21 protein-coding genes and 1 pseudogene are annotated in these 20,405 nt (G+C 61.2%); 11 read left to right on the forward strand and 11 right to left on the reverse strand.

Annotated features, from left to right (window positions below):
- A pseudogene (locus tag JN12_RS18895) lies at positions 1–222 on the reverse strand (IS1380 family transposase); the annotation flags it as partial.
- 216 nt (positions 223–438) lie between these two features.
- Between JN12_RS18895 and JN12_RS18900 the strand changes: the two are divergent.
- The 4 genes from JN12_RS18900 to JN12_RS18915 all read left to right on the forward strand — a co-directional run bounded on the left by JN12_RS18900 (position 439) and on the right by JN12_RS18915 (position 3,982).
- A complete protein-coding gene (locus JN12_RS18900) occupies positions 439–1,005 on the forward strand; it encodes a M23 family metallopeptidase (protein ID WP_145025695.1) in 567 nt (188 codons plus the stop codon).
- A gap of 14 nt (positions 1,006–1,019) precedes the next feature.
- Complete coding sequence (locus tag JN12_RS18905) at positions 1,020–2,072, forward strand: ribonuclease Z (RefSeq protein WP_145025697.1); 1,053 nt, start codon at positions 1,020–1,022, stop codon at positions 2,070–2,072.
- A 45-nt stretch (positions 2,073–2,117) separates the two neighbouring features.
- Positions 2,118–3,467, forward strand: coding sequence for a 30S ribosomal protein S12 methylthiotransferase RimO (gene rimO / locus JN12_RS18910; RefSeq protein WP_145025699.1), 1,350 nt, complete (start codon positions 2,118–2,120; stop codon positions 3,465–3,467).
- Positions 3,468–3,562: 95 nt separating this feature from the next.
- Positions 3,563–3,982 (forward strand): TraR/DksA family transcriptional regulator, encoded by a 420-nt coding sequence (locus JN12_RS18915; protein ID WP_145025701.1) that lies wholly within the window; start codon positions 3,563–3,565, stop codon positions 3,980–3,982.
- Positions 3,983–4,037: 55 nt separating this feature from the next.
- Here JN12_RS18915 and JN12_RS18920 read toward each other — a convergent pair whose 3' ends face one another.
- Both JN12_RS18920 and ttcA read right to left on the reverse strand, forming a co-directional pair.
- On the reverse strand, positions 4,038–5,015 hold the full coding sequence (locus JN12_RS18920; RefSeq protein WP_145025703.1) for a 4Fe-4S binding protein: 978 nt from the start codon (positions 5,013–5,015) through the stop codon (positions 4,038–4,040).
- Between the two features lie 201 nt (positions 5,016–5,216).
- Positions 5,217–5,993 (reverse strand): tRNA 2-thiocytidine(32) synthetase TtcA, encoded by a 777-nt coding sequence (gene ttcA, locus JN12_RS18925; protein WP_145025705.1) that lies wholly within the window; start codon positions 5,991–5,993, stop codon positions 5,217–5,219.
- Positions 5,994–6,145: 152 nt separating this feature from the next.
- Between ttcA and JN12_RS18930 the strand changes: the two genes are divergently transcribed.
- Positions 6,146–6,826, forward strand: coding sequence for a cyclase family protein (locus tag JN12_RS18930; protein ID WP_145025707.1), 681 nt, complete (start codon positions 6,146–6,148; stop codon positions 6,824–6,826).
- A 9-nt stretch (positions 6,827–6,835) separates the two neighbouring features.
- On the opposite strand, the gene JN12_RS18935 is transcribed toward JN12_RS18930, so the two are convergent.
- Complete coding sequence (locus JN12_RS18935; RefSeq protein WP_145025709.1) at positions 6,836–7,723, reverse strand: RluA family pseudouridine synthase; 888 nt, start codon at positions 7,721–7,723, stop codon at positions 6,836–6,838.
- Positions 7,720–8,241, reverse strand: coding sequence for an NUDIX hydrolase (locus tag JN12_RS18940; protein WP_145025711.1), 522 nt, complete (start codon positions 8,239–8,241; stop codon positions 7,720–7,722). Before JN12_RS18940 ends, JN12_RS18935 begins: the two co-directional genes overlap by 4 nt.
- A 100-nt stretch (positions 8,242–8,341) precedes the next feature.
- Here JN12_RS18940 and JN12_RS18945 point away from each other — a divergent pair, with 100 nt between their 5' ends.
- Positions 8,342–8,794, forward strand: a complete 453-nt coding sequence (locus tag JN12_RS18945; RefSeq protein ID WP_145025713.1) for an FKBP-type peptidyl-prolyl cis-trans isomerase — start codon at positions 8,342–8,344, stop codon at positions 8,792–8,794.
- Positions 8,795–8,873: 79 nt separating this feature from the next.
- Here JN12_RS18945 and JN12_RS18950 read toward each other — a convergent pair whose 3' ends face one another.
- Positions 8,874–9,350, reverse strand: coding sequence for a ferritin family protein (locus JN12_RS18950; RefSeq protein ID WP_145025715.1), 477 nt, complete (start codon positions 9,348–9,350; stop codon positions 8,874–8,876).
- A 344-nt stretch (positions 9,351–9,694) separates the two neighbouring features.
- On the opposite strand from JN12_RS18950, the gene JN12_RS18955 reads away from it, so the two are divergent.
- Positions 9,695–11,290, forward strand: coding sequence for an acetyl-CoA hydrolase/transferase C-terminal domain-containing protein (locus JN12_RS18955; RefSeq protein WP_145025717.1), 1,596 nt, complete (start codon positions 9,695–9,697; stop codon positions 11,288–11,290).
- Positions 11,291–11,375: 85 nt separating this feature from the next.
- On the opposite strand, the gene xerC is transcribed toward JN12_RS18955, so the two are convergent.
- Together xerC and JN12_RS18965 are read right to left on the reverse strand one after the other, a co-directional pair.
- Positions 11,376–12,260: a tyrosine recombinase XerC gene (gene xerC, locus JN12_RS18960; RefSeq protein WP_145025719.1), complete on the reverse strand. Its 885-nt coding sequence runs from the start codon at positions 12,258–12,260 to the stop codon at positions 11,376–11,378.
- Between the two features lie 21 nt (positions 12,261–12,281).
- Entirely contained in the window at positions 12,282–13,235 is a 954-nt protein-coding gene (locus JN12_RS18965; protein WP_246125924.1) for a DMT family transporter, read from the reverse strand.
- A 47-nt stretch (positions 13,236–13,282) separates the two neighbouring features.
- On the opposite strand from JN12_RS18965, the gene JN12_RS18970 reads away from it, so the two are divergent.
- From JN12_RS18970 to JN12_RS18985, 4 genes are all read left to right on the forward strand, one after another.
- A complete protein-coding gene (locus JN12_RS18970; protein WP_145025721.1) occupies positions 13,283–14,410 on the forward strand; it encodes a DUF362 domain-containing protein in 1,128 nt (375 codons plus the stop codon).
- Between the two features lie 352 nt (positions 14,411–14,762).
- The gene (locus tag JN12_RS18975) at positions 14,763–15,977 is read left to right on the forward strand and encodes an efflux RND transporter periplasmic adaptor subunit (protein ID WP_145025723.1); all 1,215 of its coding nucleotides are present in this window, start codon (positions 14,763–14,765) and stop codon (positions 15,975–15,977) included.
- 1 nt (position 15,978) lies between these two features.
- Positions 15,979–16,662 (forward strand): ABC transporter ATP-binding protein, encoded by a 684-nt coding sequence (locus tag JN12_RS18980; RefSeq protein WP_145025725.1) that lies wholly within the window; start codon positions 15,979–15,981, stop codon positions 16,660–16,662.
- Positions 16,662–17,888, forward strand: a complete 1,227-nt coding sequence (locus tag JN12_RS18985) for an ABC transporter permease (RefSeq protein WP_145025727.1) — start codon at positions 16,662–16,664, stop codon at positions 17,886–17,888. Before JN12_RS18980 ends, JN12_RS18985 begins: the two co-directional genes overlap by 1 nt.
- A gap of 60 nt (positions 17,889–17,948) precedes the next feature.
- Here JN12_RS18985 and JN12_RS18990 read toward each other — a convergent pair whose 3' ends face one another.
- The 3 genes from JN12_RS18990 to JN12_RS19000 all read right to left on the reverse strand — a co-directional run bounded on the left by JN12_RS18990 (position 17,949) and on the right by JN12_RS19000 (position 20,375).
- Positions 17,949–18,785 (reverse strand): response regulator, encoded by an 837-nt coding sequence (locus JN12_RS18990; RefSeq protein WP_145025729.1) that lies wholly within the window; start codon positions 18,783–18,785, stop codon positions 17,949–17,951.
- Between the two features lie 85 nt (positions 18,786–18,870).
- Positions 18,871–20,055: a cardiolipin synthase gene (gene cls / locus JN12_RS18995; RefSeq protein ID WP_145025731.1), complete on the reverse strand. Its 1,185-nt coding sequence runs from the start codon at positions 20,053–20,055 to the stop codon at positions 18,871–18,873.
- Between the two features lie 98 nt (positions 20,056–20,153).
- Positions 20,154–20,375 (reverse strand): NifU family protein, encoded by a 222-nt coding sequence (locus tag JN12_RS19000; RefSeq protein WP_145025733.1) that lies wholly within the window; start codon positions 20,373–20,375, stop codon positions 20,154–20,156.
- Positions 20,376–20,405: the final 30 nt, after the last annotated feature.

Below are 20,405 nucleotides of genomic sequence, written 5' to 3' on the forward strand. Positions count from 1 at the left end.
TCGGCACTGCTCAACGGCGACGAAATCACTTTTCCCTTGAGCGAGAAGGGCACAGTAGCTCCTGATGATGTCGATGCCGGCGATCAGATCGCCTGGGGCATCCATGACTGCCAGGGCTGAAGAGAGGGACGTGAAACGGTTCAGGGCCAGCCCGACAAGGGCGATGCCGGAGTGGGAAGTGTAGAATTCTTCGTCGGACTGTTCGATCACAAAACGCTTCATGAATTCACCTGCCGGGTGAGTTTTTGTTGCATAGCAAAATAGCTTAATTATCAAAGAACTTCAAATGGTTACAGCTGGCAAATTTCAAATTGCTGAATTTGCCGTCACGGAGTCAGGTAATCCCAACCAAGTCCGATTCTTACAGAAAAACGTCGCAGCAACCGATAACAAGTACTGCCCGGCAACGTTATCCCCTGAGAAACTACGGCCCGTTCCATGAAAGTATTGCACATTATTTGCACCTTCAGCCTACTGCTCACCGCGGCTACCGCCCTGGCGGCCCGCACCTCGCCAGTGGACGGCGGGGTCCTGACCTCCGGGCCTGGCTTGCGGCTCGACCCGTTCGGCAGCGGCCGGATGGTCCAGCATAGCGGCTGGGACATCGCCGTGCCGACCGGCACCCCGGTCTACCCCACCCAGGACGGGACGGTCTACTTTGCCGGCCCGTACAAGGGGTACGGCAACCTGGTGGTGGTTGAGCACGGCCAGGGGGTCCTGACCCTCTACGGCCATAACTCAGAGATTCTGGTGAAGCCGGGCCAGCGGGTCGATACGAAGACGATCATCGCCCGCGCGGGGAGTACCGGTCGCTCCACCGGTCCCCACGTCCATTACGAGGTGCGCCAGCTACCGGCCAAACAGCGCCAGGAGCGCCGCGAGCAACTGACGGCGGAGCTGAAGGCGGCGGTCGAAGAACGGCTGGATCAGCTGATTGCGGATTTCGAGACCGGCAAGGGTGGGCCTGACCCCGGTTCATACCTCCCGCCGGATCTGGACGAGTGAGCGGGGCTTCCCCAATGACCCCCCAGTTTCATGCCTCCCTGATCAACGACCCCTTCGGCGACCCCGGCCTTTATATCGACTTCCTCTTTCAGCGCCGTGCCATCATGTTCGATATCGGCACCATTGCCCGGGTCCCGACCCGCAAGCTGCTCCGGGTCAGCCACGTCTTCGTCAGTCACTGCCACATCGACCACTTCATCGGCTTCGACCATCTGCTCCGTCTCTCCCTGGGGCGGGACAAGGTGCTTTCCCTTTTTGGACCGCCCGGATTTACGAGCCAGGTGGAACACCGCCTCGCTTCCTACACCTGGAACCTGGTCTACAGCTACGAGACCGACTTTACCGTCGTTGCCACCGAGCTGTTGCCGACCGGTGGAGCACGCCGCGCCGAGTTCCACTGCCGGCACCAGTTCCGGCGGGAAGGGGAGGCGAGATTCCGGGTGGTCGACGGCCTGCTGCTGGACGAGGAGGAGCTCAGTGTCCGGGCCACGTTCCTGGACCACAAGGTGCCGTGCCTGGCCTTTTCCTTGGAGGAAAAGGCACACGTGAACGTTCACAAAAGCCGGCTGGAGGCGATGGGGCTGCCGACAGGCCCCTGGCTGCAGGAGCTGAAGAAGGCCGTGCTCAGGGACGAGCCCGACGACCTCCTGATCCGGGTCTGGTGGCGGGACGGGGATAGCGTCCGGGAACGGTTCATTCCCCTCGGCGAGCTGCGTCACGAGGCGTTGCGGGTGGTGGCGGGGCAAAAGATCGCCTATGTGACCGATGTCGGTTTTACGGGGGGAAACGCCGGCCGCATTGTCGAACTCGCCCACGGCGTCGACTATCTCTTTATCGAGGCGACCTTCATGGATCAGGATGCGGAGCGGGCGCTGGACCGCTCCCACCTCACCGCCCGCCAGGCGGGTGAGCTGGCCCGGCGGGCCGGTGCCGGCCGGGTGATCCCGTTTCACTTTTCGCCCCGGTATCTTGATCAGGAGAACGCCCTCCGTGACGAGGTCGCTCAAGCCTTTGCCAATGTGCAACGAGCGACAGATGTTGATTTCCTTCCCCGTGATGACGTATAAGAACGATTCGAGAAATCCCACCCCTTTGGGGCGAGTGAGGTGCATGTGGCAACAGCGGTAAAGGAAAAAGTCAGCCTGGTCAGCCTGGGCTGCCCGAAGAATCTGGTGGATGCGGAAGTTATGCTCGGCTACCTGGCCCAGCAGGGGTATGAGGTGACCACCGACGAGCACGAGGCGGACATCATCATTGTCAATACCTGTTCGTTCATCAAGGAGGCCAAGCAGGAGAGCGTCGACACCATCCTCGACCTGGCCGACCGGAAGCAGGACGGCCGCTGCAAGCTGCTGGTGGTGACCGGTTGCCTTCCCCAGCGGTACCAGGAGGAGTTGGCCAAGGAGCTGCCCGAGGTGGACATCTTCGTCGGTACCGGCGACTATCCGCGGATCGCCGAGATCATCGCCGAGAAACGGGGGATCGAGGGTCAGGTCCGCTACACCGGCGACCCCAACTACCTGTTCGATCCGGAGATGCCGCGGCTGCAGTCGTCTCCCTATTACTATTCGTATCTGAAGATCGCCGAGGGGTGCTCCAACTGCTGCTCCTACTGCGTCATCCCGAGCCTGCGCGGACCGTTTCGCTCCCGTCCCGTTGACCAGTTGATCAAGGAAGCCGAGGCCCTGGTGGCCAGGGGGGTGAAGGAGTTGAACCTGATCGCCCAGGATATCACCGGCTACGGCCGGGACCTTCCCGGCGGAGTCAACCTGGCCGGCCTGGTGCGGGAACTGGCGAAGATGGAGGGGCTTAAGTGGATCAGGCTCCTCTATGCCTATCCTGACGGGATCGACGACAGCCTGATCGAGGTGCTCAAAAACGAGCCCAAGGTTTGCAAGTACCTGGATATCCCGCTTCAGCACATCAGCGACCCGATCCTTAGCGGGATGAACCGGCGCAGTTCCGAGGAGCAGGTCCGCGCGCTGATCGCCAGGCTCCGTAGCGAGATCCCCGACCTGGCCATCCGCACTTCGCTCATCGTCGGCTTTCCCGGCGAGACCGAGGAGGATTTCAAGAAACTGAGCCACTTCGTGGAGGAGGTGCAGTTCGACCGTCTGGGGGTGTTCTGCTATTCGCGGGAAGAAGGGACTCCGGCGGCAGAGCTGCCCGAGCAGATCTCGGAGCGGGTCAAGCGGGAGCGGTACAAGAAGCTGATGAAGAGCCAGGCAAGGGTATCCTTCAAGCGGAACCGGCGGCTGATCGATACCGTCGAGCAGGTGCTCGTGGAAGGGTATAGCGAGGAAACAGAACTCCTGCTGAAGGGGCGCTCCTCCCGCCAGGCCCCGGACATCGACGGCCTGGTCTACATCACCGCCGGCCTGGCCAATGTGGGGGATATCGTTCGCCTAAGGATCACCGATTCGTCCGACTATGACCTTATCGGCGAGATCGTTTCGGGGTAGTTTCGGCACCCCCTTTTCCCTTGACAACGGGTTGTTATTCAGTATTATTGCTGCGCCCCGAGGGGGGTCGATTTTATCCAGATTGGAGATGCTACATGGTTGAAAAGCTTGAGGAGATGAGAAGCCTCCTGCTCAAGATGAAGGAGGAAACCCTCCAGGAGATAAGCAAGTCAGTAAAGAACGGTTCCGGTGCCACCACCGACGAGCCGAGCGGCGACATCTACGACCAGGCCTCCAACGAGCGTGACCGGGAGTTGTCGCTCCTCCTGGGGGACCGGGAGCGGGAAAAGGTGCGCAGCATCGAAGAGGCCCTGCTCAGGATCGAAGAAGGTGAGTACGGCATCTGCGAGGAGTGTGAAGAGGAGATCCCGCTGACACGCTTGAAGGTGATGCCGTTTGCCCGCCTCTGCGTCCGGTGCAAGTCGGACATGGAAAAGGTCCAGGCGCAGAAGAAACGTTTCGAGGAGGACCGGGTCTACCGGGACATCGCCATCGGCGAGGAGGAGGGGGAGTAGGTCTCTTCCTTCGGTAACTGAAAAGAGGCGCTGTCTTCGTGGCAACGCCTCTTTTTTATTTCCCCAAGAGCCGGCCGTACTCGGCCGGGGTGATCCCGGTCTGCCAGTTCCCGGTCACTCTTCCCACCATTGAGCCCCCCCAGAAGATCCCCACCACCAGGATGGCGAACAAGAGCCCCGACACGATGACCTTGCTTCTCGTCAGTTTCATCCCCAGCGCCTTGTCGGCCCGGCAGAGGCTTATGCAGCGCCAGCAGCCGATGCACTCTGCCGATGAGACCCGGTCGCTGCTCATGACCGGCAGGTAGGAGGGGCAGACCTGATTGCAGACGCCGCAGCCGACACAGGCCTCCCGGTCCCTGGTCACCTTGACCGGCGACAGGCGCGACACGAGGCCCAGCAAGGCTCCGTAGGGGCAGAGGAAGCGACAGAAGGCGTTTTTGACCGGCACGGAGAGGATGAACAGGAGGCCGATGATGGCCGTAGCTGTCATGGAGGGGTGGCGGAAGAATTCCAGCAGCCGCACGTCCGCCACCTTGTGGTAGTCGGAAAGGATGAACGCCTGCACCTGGCCGGCCGGCATGGCGACCAGGATGGAGTAGAGGAAGAAGGCGAGGAGCAGGTACTTCACCCCCCTGAGCGGGATGTCCAGCCAGCGCGGCGGACGCAGGTTGCGCCGCAGGAGCGAAAAGCCCCCCTTCCAGAGGAGTTCGGACAGGGTGCCGATCGGGCAGATCCAGGAGCAGAACGCACGTTTGAGCAGCAGGGAGACAACGATCGCCGCCAGCAGGGTCACCACGGCGGCCGGGTGGACCGGGTTGATGGTGCCGCTGACGGCCCAGTCCTTTATTCCCAGGAGCCCGGAGATGGGGAGGAACGCCTCGATCCCCGGCGGACGGGAGGTGGAGTCGATCGTGCCGCCCGACTGGAAGAAGAGGACGAAACGGAACAAACGGTAGCCGAGGTAGAGGCAAAAGACGAGAAACGACCACTGGATGGCGATCCGGAGCGGCTGCATGAAACGGTTGGGCATGGTGGGCCTTTGTGACATATTATGTCGCATGGGTGGTGTATGCTGATTCCATGAACGCTCAGGAGGTTGTCATGGAACCGTTCGTTATTGTTGCTGCCGCTATCGTTGCATACTGCTCTTGGCTGGCCCTGGTGGATGAACTGCGCGACTGGAGGCTGCTCCGCCGCCGGGAGCGGGCTGCCGACCCGCGGCCGTCCGCGGTCAGGGCCGCGCCTCCGGTCGCTTCTCGAGCCGCGTATCCAGGAGATGGCGGGGGTGTACGTTGGCCAGTGATCGCAAAAGGCTCCGCTTGACGTGGGGGTAGCTCTTCTGCAGGTTGGTCAGGAGCTCCTTCATCTTTTTCCGCTGCTGGTCGGCCGAGCCGCAGACCGGGCAACAGCAGCAGACGACCGGGAAGCGGTTTTGCCGGGAAAACGGGATGATATCCTGTTCCTCCACGTAGACCAGCGGCCTGATCACCGTGATCTTGCCGTTGTCGGCCAGCATGCCGGGGGCCATCGCCTTGAGCGATCCGACGAAGAACTGGTTGAGGAGCAGGGTCTCCACAAAGTCGTCCAGGTGGTGCCCAAGCGCCAGCTTGTTGCAGCCGAGCCGCTCGGCCAGGGTGTACAGTGACCCCCGCTTCAAGCGGGCGCAGATGGAGCAGTAGGACGATCCGGGCCGGCGTTTTGACTGTATGATGTCGTAATGGTCGGTCGTTTCCATGTGGTAGGCAAAACCGCGCTCCCGAAGGTGATCCTCGATGATGTCGGTGCGAAACCCCGGATAGCCCGAGTCGATAGTGATGGCCACCAGTTCGTACTTGACCGGCGCCCGCCGCCGTAACTCCTCAAGGATATGGAGGAGCGTATACGAATCCTTGCCGCCGGAAACCCCCACCGCGATCCGGTCCCCCTCCACGATCAGCCCGTAGTCGCCGATCGCCTTGCCCACTGCATGTTTTATCCTGATATAACGCTTGTCTTCCGTCAGTTCCATTATCTCTCCCGCGCCCGAGAAAAGGCGGCCGGCGCAACGATCAGCCTACTGGAAATCCGCTCGGTTCGTCAAGGGAAAGGGGGCCGTTGATTCGTCAACTGCCGGTTGCTCGGGTATACTTCAAGGCAACGAACCGGTTCCCGGAGGCAGCCATGAAACTGTACGATATTTCCCTGTCGATTTCGCCCGATCTGCCGGTCTATCCGGGTGACCCGCCGGTGTCCCTGACCCCCCTCTCCGCCATTGCCAGGGGTGACCGGTATAACGTCACCAGTCTTACCATGACCACCCACAGCGGCACGCATCTTGACGCTGTCCGCCATTGTGACGATGGGGGTGAGACGGTCGACCAGGTGCCACTTTCGCTGCTGATCGGCCCGGTCAGGGTAGTGGAGGCATTTCAGTCACGGGATATCGATGCAAGCACCCTTTCCCGGCTCCCGGTACGGGGGCACGAGCGGGTTCTGTTGAAGACCGGCAATTCCCTGCTCTGGGGCAAGCCGGGGTTCCAGGGGGACATGGCCCATCTGACGCCGGACGGGGCCGAGTATCTGGTCAACTGCGGGGTGAAGCTGGTCGGTATCGACAGCCTGTCGGTGGAGTTTTTTGACGGGGATGGGACGGTCCATCGCCGCCTTCTGGGCGGCGGGGTGTTGATTCTGGAAGGGCTTAACCTGAGCGGGATTGCGCCCGGAGACTACGAACTGATCTGTCTTCCCCTGAAGATTGCCGACGGTGACGGAGCCCCGTGCCGTGCCATCCTGCGCCGGCATGAGGGGAAGACGGGCGGCGAGCCGCTCGACCCCCATTCCAGCAAGTGGCCGCTTGCCTGACGCGCATCGCTACAGCGGTACCGCAATCCCCTCCTTGGCGCAGATGGCGAGAAATGCCGAGTCCGGCGGGGCAGTGGCGGAGATGCTCCGTCCCCCCCGGGCAGTGAAGGCCATGGTCCGGCAGTGGAGCATCATCCGGCTGGCCGGCGCGCCGCCATAGGGGGGGTCGCCGATGATCGGCAGCCCCTTATGGGTCAGGTGGACCCTGATCTGGTGGGTGCGGCCGGTTAGCGGCTGCGCCTCGATCAGGGTGGCGCTTCCCGACCTGGCCAGGACCCGGAAACGGGTCAATGCCGGCTTGCCGGGCAGGGCGACCCCGTAGCGGAACTTGTTCAGCTTGGCAATGGGGGCGTCCACCTCCCAGCTCTCCTCATCGACGATGCCGGACACCAGCGCCCAGTAGACCTTTCCGACCTTTCCCTCCTTGAAGAGCCCGGCAATATAGGTGGCAGCCGGCTTGTTCTTGGGGAAGAACATCACCCCCGAGGTGCCCCGGTCCAGGCGGTGGATGACCCGCGCCGGCTCCTTGCTTCCCTGCTCGCGCAGGTAGAGGCCGACCGCGTACTCCACGGTCCCTTTCAACTGGTAAGGAGTGCGCTGGCTGTTGATCCCGGCGGCCTTGTTCACGGCCAGATACTCCTGGTCCTCAAAGAGCAGGTCTTCGGAAGCGTAGCGGACGTCCACGAACCGTTCCTTCTCCATTACGCCGATGGTTACCTCGTCCCCGGCCTGCAGCGGACGGGAGGTGACCCGCACCATGACCGTATTGACCGCGCAGCCGCCCAGGTCGATAATCCGGCGGATTTCACCCTTGCTCAACTGGGGAAATAACGCGCGGCAGCCGTCGTCTAGGCGCAGGCCGGCATGCTCCGCAGGGGTTCTGCCAGTAAGGATCATGATTCCCTCCCCGCTCCCCGGAACAGAGCCGCTATGGTCTTGCCGTCGCTGATCCTGCCGTCGCGGGCCATGACAAGAGCATCGGCCAGGGGCAGGCGTACCGTCTCGATCTCCTCGTACGCTTCCGGCTGCGCGATCCCCTGGTGCAGATCGGTGGCGAGAAAGAGGTGGATCGCTTCGTCGAACACCCCTGGTGAGGTGTGGAGCATGCCCAGCGGGATCAATGTCTCAGCAGAAAGGCCGGTCTCCTCCAGAAGCTCACGCCGGCCACAGTCTGCCGGTTCCTCCCCCTTGTCAAGCCGGCCCGCCGGGATCTCCAGAAGTGTGGCATCCACTGCCGGCCGGAGCTGCCGGATCAGGGTGACACTGCCGTCCGCGTGGAGCGGCAGCACACCGACCCCTCCGGGGTGGCGGACCACCTGAAACGTATGCCACCCCTTGCTCCCCACCTGCACATCGAACTGTTCCAGGTTTACCACCAGCCCCTGAAACAGCATCTGTCGGTCACGTGTAACCATCGATTTCTCCAATGCTAACGGCATAATAAACGGTAGTAACTTTTCCTGCAATCTGCTAGTGTCTGCCCGAAAATAAATCCATATGAAAGGCGACAGGCGAATGGCGCAGGCAAAATCAGGCGATACGGTGAAGGTTCATTATACCGGGAGGTTGGAAGACGGGACGGTCTTTGATTCCTCCGAGTGTTCCGACGACAATTGCGGGTGTGAAACCGGTCCCTTGGAGTTTAAGCTTGGCGAGGGGCAGGTGATCCCCGGTTTTGAGCGGGCCGTTGAAGGGATGAGCATCGGTGAGACCAAAACCGTCAATATCCCGGTGGCCGATGCCTATGGTGACCGGCAGGATGAACTGGTCGCCCAAGTCCCCCGCAGTGATCTCCCCCCGGGCATGAACCCGGAAGTGGGTCAGCAGCTGGAAGTGACCCAAGAGGACGGCAGTTCATTCCCGGTGCTGGTTATCGATGTTGCCGAGGACAACATCACCCTGGATGCCAATCATCCCCTGGCAGGGAAAGACCTCACCTTTGATCTCAAGCTGGTAGCCATTGGCTGATCGCAGGCTGGCAACCGTTGAAACAAAAAAGCGCGGGATCTGCTGACCCGCGCTTTTTTATGTCGTCTGTAGGTACCGGTCAGTTCTCGGTCAGGAAATGCTGTTCGTACAGGTCTTCCAGTGACTGCAGGTGCTTGCTCTCATCGGCCAGCAGCCTCTGGAACAGGCCTGCCATAGGGGCACCGGCGCATCCTTCGGACATCCGCTGATAAAAATCGATGGAGCCCTTTTCCAGGTGGATGGCGTAGGCAAGTGCTTCACGCGCATCCGAGGCCGGGCTCAACTCCTTCTTGGCCAGGGTATACCCCAGGTTCATGGTCGGCACCGGCTGGGCCAATCCTTCGCCAGCCCCCATCTGCCCTTCCACCAACGCCTTTTCCAACTGATGCTTATGGTCCAGTTCGTCCAGTGCCGCCTCACGCAGGATCTCGCGCGCTGCCCGGTCCTTGACCTTTTTCAGGGCCTCCAGATAGTGACGGAACCCCTCGTTTTCCATGGTTACGGCCATTTCCACTGCCGCCTCAAAGGTGTAGCAGACCTGCGCCTGGTCAGTCATCGCCTTAATTCCTCCTTGGTAAATCATGAACTATTTATCACAGAAGCGCTGCTGTATACAAGGAGATTTATCAGTTTCCGCCAGCAGTCAATTGCTGAAAAAATATCAGCGGGTAAACCGGCAATGCCGCGTTGGTTACGGCATAGCGGAGCATTAAATTGTATACAAAGAATTTTTTTATCTTGACTAAAGATGGGGCGGTCATTAAAATCCGGTTCTACTTTTCTCAGGATAAAGCTGTGGCGATTTTCAGCAACCTCTCATCCTATTTTCGTCATAATTCACCGTTATCCGCTGGCTGCTAGACCACGGTGTAAACACCAAAACAAAACAGGAGGTAGAAAATGTCCGAGTACGGTACCCTGCAAGACCGCGTCCGCTGTAAATCACTCTTGAGCAAGGTCATGAAGGCCGAGGAGACGATTCAGTTTTTCAAGAACGGCATGAATCTTGGCTGGTCCGGGTTTACTCCTGCCGGCTACCCCAAAGAGGTGCCCATCGCGCTGGCCGAGCATGTTGAGAAGAACAATCTCCAGGGCAAGCTGAAGTTCAACCTGTTCATCGGCGCATCCGTCGGTGCCGAGACCGAGGACCGCTGGGCGATCAACGACATGATCGACCGCCGCTGGCCGTACCAGACCGGCAAGAACATCGCGGCCGGCATCAACGAAGGCCGGATACGGATGGGCGACAAGCACCTCTCCCTGTTTGCCCAGGACCTGGGCTACGGTTTCTACACCAAGGATACCGAAACCGGCAAGCTTGACCTGGCCATCATCGAAGTCTCCGCCATCACCGAGGACGGCGGTCTGGTGCCCACGACCTCCTGCGGCGTCATCCCCGAGATCCTGATGGTCTGCGACCGGATCATCGTCGAAGTGAACACCGGCGAGCCTTCCTTCGAGGGTATCCACGACATCATTTCCTGCAAGACCCCTCCTAACCGCGAAGTGTTCAACATCACCAAGGCGGGGAGCCGCATTGGCACCACCTATGTTCCGTGCGATCCCAGCAAGATCATTGCCGTGGTCGAGTCCAAGCGTCGCGACAAGGGGCGCGCCTTTGCCGAGCAGGACGACACCTCCGAGGCGATTGCCAATCACATCATCGACTTCTTCAGCCATGAGGTGAAGGCCGGCCGTCTGCCAAAGAACCTGCTGCCGCTCCAGTCGGGTGTCGGCTCCATCGCCAACGCCGTTATCGGCGGTCTGGCCAAAGGGCCGTTCTCCAACCTGACCGTGTACACCGAGGTGCTCCAGGATACCATGCTCGACCTGTTCGACTCGGGCAAGCTGGATGCCGCTTCCTCCTGCTCCCTCTCCCTCTCCGAGACTCCGGGTTTCCCCCGTTTCTTCGAGAACTGGAATAAGTATTTCGACAAGATCACCCTGCGGCCGCTCTCCATCTCCAACGCACCGGAGCCGATCCGTCGTCTCGGGTGCATTGCCATGAATACCCCGGTTGAGATCGACATCTACGCCCACGCCAACTCCACCCTGGTTGGCGGGACCCGGATGATCAACGGCCTCGGCGGCTCCGGCGACTTCCTCCGGAACGGCTTCCTGAAAATCATGCACACCCCGTCGAGCCGGCCGAGCAAGACCGACCCGAACGGTATCTCCTGTGTGGTGCCGCACTGCTCCCACATCGACCACACCGAGCACGACCTGGACTGCGTCGTTACCGAGCAGGGCCTGGCCGACGTCCGCGGTATGGCACCGAAGGACCGCGCCCGGCGGATCATCGAGAAGTGCGCCCATCCGGACTACAAGCCGATCCTCAACGAGTACCTGGAGATCGCCACTGCCGACTGCCTCCGCCGCAAGGTGGCCCACGAGCCGCAGTTGTGGGACCGCGCCTTCAAGATGCACCTCAACCTGGAGCGCAACGGCACCATGAAGATCAAGAACTGGGACGTCAAAGTCGACCTCTGCGAATAGCCGGTTAGGGGACAGATTTGAAATCTGTCCCCTATCCATCAAATTCGGAAACAGGAAAGCCCCGTGGGAAACCGCGGGGCTTTTGCTATTTGTGCGCCTTCGGGTGCGCCTTGTCGTAAACTTCCAGCAGCCGGTCGATGGTCACGTGGGTGTATTTTTGGGTGGTGGAGAGGGAGGCATGCCCCAGGAGTTCCTGGATGGCCCGCAGGTCGGCCCCACCTTCCAGGAGATGGGTGGCAAAGGTGTGGCGCAGTGTATGGGGCGACACCTTTTTCATGGTGGCCAAGTGGAGGATGTAGCGGTCGATAATCCGGGCAACGCTGCGCCGTGTGAGCCTTCCCCCCCGGGCATTGAGAAAGAGCGGCGTCTCCGGCGATGGGTTATTGCGGGCCGCCAGGTACTCATCCAGGGCGCCGGCAGCCTTGCTCCCCAGCGGTACGATCCGCTCTTTTCCGCCTTTCCCGAGCACCCGGACCGTCATCCCTTCCAAATCCGCCCCCCCCACATTCAGGCCGGTCAGCTCCGATACCCGGATGCCGCACGAATAAAGGGTTTCCAGGATTGCCCGGTCCCGGGCCGGGAGCAGGTTGCTGCCTGCCGGAGCCTCCACCAGGGTGGTCACTTCGTCGATGTTCAGGTGGTAGGGCAGCCTCTTCTCCCGCTTCGGACTGCTGACCAGTTCCGCCGGGTTGGTGGCCACGACTCCCTGGCGCAGGAGGTAGCGGAAGAACGAGCGGATGGCAGCCAGCTTGCGGCCGATGGAGCTTTTTTTATGTTCCTTGTGGAGCAAGGCCAGATAGCGGCGGATCAGGAGGTGACCCACCGCATCGACCGATACCGCGCCTCCGGGCTCATTGCGGACAAAGGCGGCGAACTGCTCCAGGTCGCGGCAATAGGCCTCGACCGTGTGGGGGGAGGCGTTGCGCTCAACGGTCAGGTACTGGCAGAAACGGTCGATCTCCCGCTGCATGGCTGCTCCCCGGGCCGCCCGTCAGGCAGCCGGTTCCCCGATATACCGTTCACGCAGACGCCGCTCGATGACGAAACGGACTGTCAGCGGGAGCGCGGCCGCCAGAAAGATCAGCCCGCAGCCGACCCATTCCCGGGCGCTCAGCCGCTCCCCCAGCACCAACAGGCCGGCCAGCAGGCTCCAGACCGGATCGAGCGTGTAGATCAGTCCCGCCCTGGTCGGGGTGGTGTAGCGCTGAAAGGCGTTCTGCATGGTGAAGCAGACCACGGTCGGGAAGATGGCGCAATAGACAACGGTGCCGATGGTCGGCAACGAGACGCCGAGGGGAGGAAGCGGGGTGGCCAGTGCCGCCAGCCCGGCCATCAAGGCCACGACGGCGAACTGCACCAGTGACACCAGGTAGACGTCCTCGTCTTGCAGCACCTTGGAGACCGCAATGATCTGCACGGCAATGAAGAGGGCGCAGACCGTCGAGATCAGGTCACCCCGATTGAACCCGGCGCCGCCGCCGGTGGCCAGCAGCCAGATACCCGTCACTGCCAGGGCGATCCCTGCCAGGTTCAACCGGCCGATCCGGTCTTGCCAGATCAGCTTGCCGATAAGGGGGATGAACAGGACGAACAGATTGTTCAGGATGCCGGCCCGGGAGATGCTCGTGCCGCTGACGCCGTAGACGAAGCTCAGGTTGGTGACCCCCAGCGTAAGGCCGACGATGGCGCCGCGACGGAGGATCTCGCGGTTGAGTGCCTGAAGCCGACCGGCACATACGACGAGCATGATGATGGTTGCCAGGGCGAAGCGGCTGAAGACGAAAAGGACCGGCGGCAGTTCCCTAAGCCCCAGCTTGGTGAAGAGAAAGCTCCCTCCCCAGAAGACCGTGGTCAGGATGAGGAAAAAATGGACCCTGGCGGACGATACCGGTTGCTGTTCCGCGTGTGTGATCATGGGACGGTTGTACCAGACTCTTTCTGCCATTGCCAAACCTTTTGACTTTCCCGGGCCGAGGGCAATATAGTTCCTCCATGCATACCGTTTCACTGGAACAAGCGACAACCTACGACTACCCGGACCTGCGGAGGGCCATTGAGCGGCTACTTACGCCACTGGGGGGGATGGCAGCGTTTGTCCGGCCGGGTGAGCGGGTGCTCCTCAAGCCGAACATGCTCTCCGCCAAGCCGCCCGATGCAGCGGTGACGACCCATCCGGCCGTGCTGCGGGCCGTCATCGAGCTGGTCCGGTCGGCCGGCGCCATACCCCTGGTGGGGGATTCGCCGGGCATCGGCGGCATCAGGCGGGTGGCGGAGCGCTCCGGCATGCTGGCCGTGGTGGAGGAGACCGGGGCCACCCTGGTGCCGTTCGAAGAGATCAGGGAGACAACGGGAAGCGGCACCTTCCGGCGTTTCGCCCTGGCGGCGCCCTACCTTGACGCGGACCGGGTCATCAACCTCCCCAAGCTCAAGACCCACGAGATGATGACCATGACCTGCGCCGTGAAGAACCTGTTCGGCGCCGTGGTGGGGGCGGAAAAGCCGGCCTGGCACCTGCAGGCCGGTGCCGATCGGGAGCTGTTCGCCCGGATGCTCCTGGAGATCTACCTGCTCCGTCCTCCGGACTTGACCATCGTGGATGCCGTGGTCGCCATGGAGGGGAACGGTCCGGCCAGCGGCGACCCGCGCCGTGTGGGGCTCCTCATGGCCGGGGCCAATGCCGTGGCGGTCGATGTGATTGCCGCCGAGATCGCCGGCATCCCGAAAAAGCTCTTGTTCGTGGAACGCCAGGCCGAGAGGTTGGGGATTGCGGGCGTTGACCGGACGGAAATAGAGACGGTCGGGGCCTCGCTGGACGAGATCGGGGTGCGGCCGTTTCTTCTCCCGCCACTGGCCGATGTCCAGTTCGGCCTGCCCCGCTTCCTGCGGGAGCGTCTGCGCCATCACCTGACCACCCGGCCGGTAGCGATGCCGGAGAAATGCCGCCTTTGCGGCATTTGCCGGGATGCCTGCCCGCCGGGTGCCATGACGATCGAAGGTGGCCGGCTGCTGATCGACTACCGCCGCTGCATCCGCTGCTTCTGCTGCCGCGAACTCTGTCCTGACGCGGCTCTGGCTGTGAGAGAAGGGATGATCCTGAGGCTCCTGAAGCGGTTAGTGTGAAAAATTTGGTACCCCCCGTTGACAAGGGGTTGGGGGGTGATTACACTTATTTTACCTCGAGGCAGTTACGTTGAAGGGGAATTCCCGGAAAGGAGAAGCTCGATAAATGTGGACTCAAATTTTCATGCTTCGCCCGGTAACTCGCTGTAAAGAGGGTTGCCCTAGTTAGCCCGCCGGGACAAAGCGGCGGGCGGACCCCACCAAGGCCCCCTGGTTAACACCGATCAGGGGGCTTTTCTTTTGTCCTGAACTTCCTTTCGTGATATGCGTTGCGATCATTGCCGTTTAAATGCTGTCAACGCAACCGTCAGCGGTGCGTTAATTGTTGAAAGACGTTTCTCTGAGGGGTTATATGCGGAAATTTATCGTGTTGGCTGTCGTTATCCTGGCGGCTGGCGGCATTGCCTTTTTTGCCTTCGGGAAGAAGCAGCCCGAGTCGAGCTACAAGACCGCCAAGGTGGAGAGGGGAAGCATTGTTTCGTCCGTCGCCGCCACCGGCAACCTGGCGGCGGTGGTGACGGTCCAGGTAGGCACCCAGGTTTCCGGTACCATTCAGCGGCTTTTCGCCGACTTCAATTCGCCGGTGAAAAAGGGGCAGGTCATAGCCCAGATCGATTCATCCCTCTTCGCGGCCCAGGTTGAGCAGACCCGGGGGAACTTTCTCAATGCCCAGGCCTCACTGCAGAAGGCAAAGGCCGACTTGACCGATGCGAAACGGAGCCTGGAGCGGAACCGCCAACTCTTGAAGGAAGGGATAATTTCCCAGGGTGATTACGATACCGCTGAAAACAGGTACGAACAGGCTGCTGCCACGGTCAGGGCCGCCGAGGGGAGCGTAGTCCAGACCGGGGGCTCCTATCGGCAGGCCCAGACCAATCTCCGCTATGCCACCATCAGGTCGCCGGTGGATGGGATCGTGGTTTCCCGCACCGTGGATGTGGGGCAGACAGTGGCCGCTTCGTTCCAGACCCCGACCCTGTTCACCATTGCCCAGGACCTGACCAAGATGCAGATCGAGGTGAGCGTGGACGAGGCGGACATCAGCCGGGTCCGGCTCGGGCAGAAGGCGAGCTTCAACGTTGATGCCTACCCGGAGCAGATCTTTGCCGGCAAGGTGGTGCAGGTGCGCAGCGCCCCGATCATCACCCAGAACGTGGTCACCTACGTTGTGGTGGTGAACGTGGACAACGCCGAGCTCAAGCTCAAACCGGGGATGACCGCCAATGTGAACATCGAGGTTGCCAGAAAGGACGATGTGCTCAAGCTGCCGCCGGCAGCGCTGCGCTTCAAGCAGAAACTGAAAGAGGGGGAGGCGAAGGAGTCACGACAGGGTGCGACTGGCAACGGCAAGCCGCAAGGCCGACGGGACAAGGGGCAGCAGGTCTACGTGCTGAAAGAGGGAAAACCGGTCGCCGTACCGGTGAAGACCGGTATCGGCAACAACAGCGGTCTCGAACTGGTGGAGGGCCCGCTGAAGGAAGGTGACGAGGTGATCATCGAACAACAGAGTGGCGATTCCGGCAAGAAGAAGTCGGGCATGGGCGGTCCCATGGGACGGCCGTTCTAAGATGGCCAGCGTCATTGCCCTTTCCGATATCCGTCGGGTCTTTACCATGGGCGACCAGCAGTTCGAGGCCCTCAAGGGGATTTCGTTCGCCGTCGAAACGGGCGAATTTGTCGCCATCATGGGGGCATCCGGAAGCGGCAAATCCACCTGTATGAACATTCTCGGCTGCCTCGACCGTCCAACCTCAGGGGCATATCACCTGGACAGCCTCGAAGTGGGAGGGATGTCGCCGGATCAACTGGCGGCCATCCGCAACAGGAAGCTGGGCTTCGTCTTCCAGGGGTTCAACCTGCTGGCCCGCACCCCGGCACTGGAGAACGTGGAACTCCCCCTGATCTATGCCGGCATTCCCGCCAAAGAGCGTCACATCAGGGCGCTGGCTGCCCTGGAGCAGGTGGGGCTCGCCGGCAAGGAGAACAATCACCCATCCCAGCTCTCCGGCGGCCAGCAGCAGCGGGTGGCCATTGCCCGGGCACTGGTCAACAGCCCATCGGTCATCCTCGCCGACGAACCGACCGGCAACCTGGACAGCGCCACCAGCGATGAGATCATGCAGCTGTTCACCCGTCTCAACCAGCAGGGGATCACCATCATCATGGTCACCCACGAACACGACGTGGCAGCCCATGCGGGGCGGCAGATAACGTTCCGTGACGGAAAAATCATCGGGGACACGACGAACTGATGAACTTTCTCCAAACCCTGAAAATTGCGCTTCGCGCCCTGCGCACCAACAAAATGCGCTCGTTTCTCACCATGATGGGGATCATCATCGGCATTGCCGCGGTCATCGCCATGATGGCGGTAGGTTCCGGCGCCAGCTACGTAATTTCCCAGCAGATCGCCAGCATCGGCTCCAACATCATCCTGATCATCCCCGGCTCCACCACCAGTGGGGGGTTGCGTTCCGGCACCGGCGGCGCCCAGACCCTTACCAGCGACGATGTCAAGGCGATTCAAGCCGAATGCCCGTCGGTCGAGTCGGGCGCCCCGACGATCCGTACGTCAGGCCCTGTTGTCTACGGCAACATGAATTGGTCAACCATCATCATGGGGACGACGCCGGAGATGTTCGATATTCGCGAATGGGGGGTGGCCAGCGGACGGAGCATCAGCCAGCAGGATAATGACGGTGCCGCCAAGGTCTGTCTGCTGGGCGAAACGGTGGCGGAGAACCTGTTTGGGGGGGACGATCCGGTGGGGAAAATCGTCCGGATCAAAAAGGTTCCCTTCACCGTGATTGGCCTGCTTGATCACAAGGGACAGTCGCCCCAAGGGCAGGACCAGGACGATACCGTGTTCGTGCCGCTCAGGACGGCGCAGCACAATCTGGTTCGCTCCCAGTTCATCAATTCGGTCGGTGCGGTCATGGTGAAGGCCCGCAGCAAGGAGTTGCTGGCGAAGGCCGAGGAAGAAGTCCAGGCGCTGCTGGATCAGCGCCACCGGATCACCAGTGGCAAGGAACGGGACTACTCCACCCGCAACCTTTCCGAGATCCTTGCCGTGGCCGAGCAGTCGTCCAAGGCGATGTCGCTCCTGCTCGGTGCCGTCGCGTCCATCTCGCTGGTTGTCGGGGGGATCGGCATCATGAACATCATGTTGGTGTCGGTGACGGAGCGGACCCGCGAAATCGGCATCCGGATGGCCATCGGTGCCCGCAGGAACGACATCCTGCTGCAGTTCATGACCGAGGCAGTACTGCTCACCATGATCGGCGGCATCATCGGTATTTTGTTCGGCACCGGCGGAGCCGGCATCGTCTCGAAAATCCTCGAATGGCCGACCCTCATCTCGGTCAAATCCATCACCATTGCCGTGGTTTTCTCCGCCGCCGTTGGTATCTTCTTCGGTTTCTACCCAGCGAAAAAGGCGGCAAACCTGAATCCCATCGACGCGCTACGCTACGAGTGATCCCGGATTCTGTCGACGATTGCGCCGACAATTTTCGTTTGTATGAGTCAGTGACGAATATCAGCGCTGGTTGGCGAGGAGTTCGAACGCCCGTTTCACCCGCGAAACGATACGAATCGGCTGGACCGGCTTGGCGATGAAGTCGTGGAACCCTGCTGCCAGGGCCTTTTGTTCCTCTTCCGGCGAGGCCTTGGAGGTGAGGAGAATGACCGGGATCGAGGCGGTTACCTGGTTTCCCTTCAGTGCGCGCAGCATGCCGAAACCGTCCATCCGGGGCATCACCGAATCGCAGATGATCAGGTCGGGGTGCTGTTCGAGGGCCAGTTTCAGCCCCTCGATGCCGTCGTGGCCCTGGATGACGCTGTACCCCTCCTTTTCCAGCGCCACCTGGACCACCGTGGCAACCGGCGGGGAGTCTTCCACTATCAGCACCAGGCGACTTTGGCGCTGTTCGGGTTCTATCCGTTCGAGATAGTACTCTTTGATGGCGGCCACGATCTCCTGCGTCGGGGCAATGGCGGTGACAATCTTCATCCCGAGTTTTTTTGCCAGGTAATCGAAAGTGTCGCTGTCAAAGGGGTTGGCAACGGCCAGTGCCAGCACGCCATCCTTCGCCATAAGGGGGAAGATGGTCTTCTGGAGGGCTTGGTCTGCGGGAATGAGGTCGAACAGCTCCCGCGGGAAGAGGTTGCCGCGAATCCTGCGAACCAGCTTCATGCCGAACTGGGTGGCCAGCGCGCTGGCCAACTCCTCGCCGGTGATCACCCCCATCTCCTCAAGCACGGTTCCAAGCCGGCTGCCGCTACCCTTTTGCCGCGCCAGAGCCCGCTCCAGGGTCTTGTCGGTGATGATTCCCGCCTCTACCAGCAGTTCTCCCAGCTGTTTCTTTTGTGACATGACGTCCTCGCAGGAATGGAAAAACGATCTACCTTTAATTATCGGTACCAGGGACCAAAATTTAAATAAATCAAAGGGAATTTATCTAGAGAAACCAGCTGACCGTGGAGCAGAGGCGCTCCAGCAGACGGATGAACCACCCTCTCCGCTCGTGCTCATCCAGGCGGATCCGCCGGGAGAGGGCGAGATCGGTGGCAAACATGGCCGCGGCCTGACGACCGAACTCGTGGCTGTCGACGATGACATTCACCTCGTAATTACGGTGGAAGCTGCGCTGATCGAGGTTTGCCGAGCCGATGACCGACCAGTAGTCGTCGATCAGCATGACCTTGGCGTGGAGCATGGTCTTTTCCCGCTCATAGATCTCGATACCGGCCTTGAGGAGTGGAGCATAACTGCTGCGGCTGACCAGTTTGACCAGGGGGACGTCGTTGCGGGCAGGGAGCATGAGCTGGATACGGATGCCCCGGCGGGCGGCGCGGAGCAGGCTGCGCACCACTCGGGGGCCGGGAATGAAGTATGGGTTGGCGATCCGGATGATGCTGGTGGCGCCGGCGATGGCCATCCGGAAGGCACTCCGGATATACGACCGGGTGTGGTGCGGCCCGCCGCTGACTATCAACACCTGGTCCCTGCCGGCCCATGGTTGGGCAACCTCCGGTGTTGTGAGCGGTTTCGTGCCGGTTTCGTCCACCCAACTTTCCAGAAACAGCCGCTGCAGCTGACGGGCCGCCGGACCGTCCAGCGACAGCGCCACATCACGCCATCGTCCATGGTCCTCGCCGAAGCCGTCGTATTCATCGGCAATGTTCATCCCGCCGACAAAGGCCAGCCGACCGTCTATGATGGCCATTTTCCGGTGGTCCCGTTTGTCGAACCAGGCAATCCCCCGGCGAAATGGGGGGGGATTGAACGGTGCGCAGCAAACCCCGCCTTTTTCGAGCTTCCGAAAGTAGGCGTTAGGGGTTTCAAAACTGCCGATGTAGTCGTACAGCAGTAGTACCTGCACCCCGCGGCCGGCGGCGGCAAGCAACCGCTCGGCCAGGCGCCGGCCGGTAGAGTCGTCGCGGACGATGTAGAACTCCAGGCAGATGCTCTCCCGGGCCTTGTCCAGAGCAGAGAACAGGGTTGGAAAGAACTCTCCGCCGTGGGGAATCAGGGAGACGAGATTGCCCGGAGAAAACAGTGCCTCGGTGCTGCGCCGGAAGCGGCGAAAGAACCGGTGGGAGCGGAGAAATCTATGGCTGCGGGGGCGTCTGATGCGGGACATACCTTGACCATTCTGCCGGCGAGGGGTGGGGTAAAAGGTCGCCGGCCGCTTGGTTCAGCGGCCGGCCGGGAAAAGAAGGGACGCTACAACGAATCCATTTAGGCAGCGATAACTTCCGTTACCCCCGGTACCTTTTCCTTCAGGGTCCGCTCGATCCCCATCTTCAGGGTCATGGTGGACATGGGGCAGTGGCCGCAGGCGCCCACCAGCTTTACCTTGACAACCCCCTCCGGGCTTACGTCAACCAGTTCCACGTCGCCGCCATCGGCCTGCAGCGCGGGGCGGACCAGATCCAGCACTTTTTTCACTTCTTCGATCATAACTTCCTCCTTGGTGGTGCTTGCGTGTGA

The organism is Geobacter argillaceus (genome assembly GCF_007830735.1).
Lineage (GTDB): Bacteria > Desulfobacterota > Desulfuromonadia > Geobacterales > DSM-12255 > Geomobilibacter > Geomobilibacter argillaceus.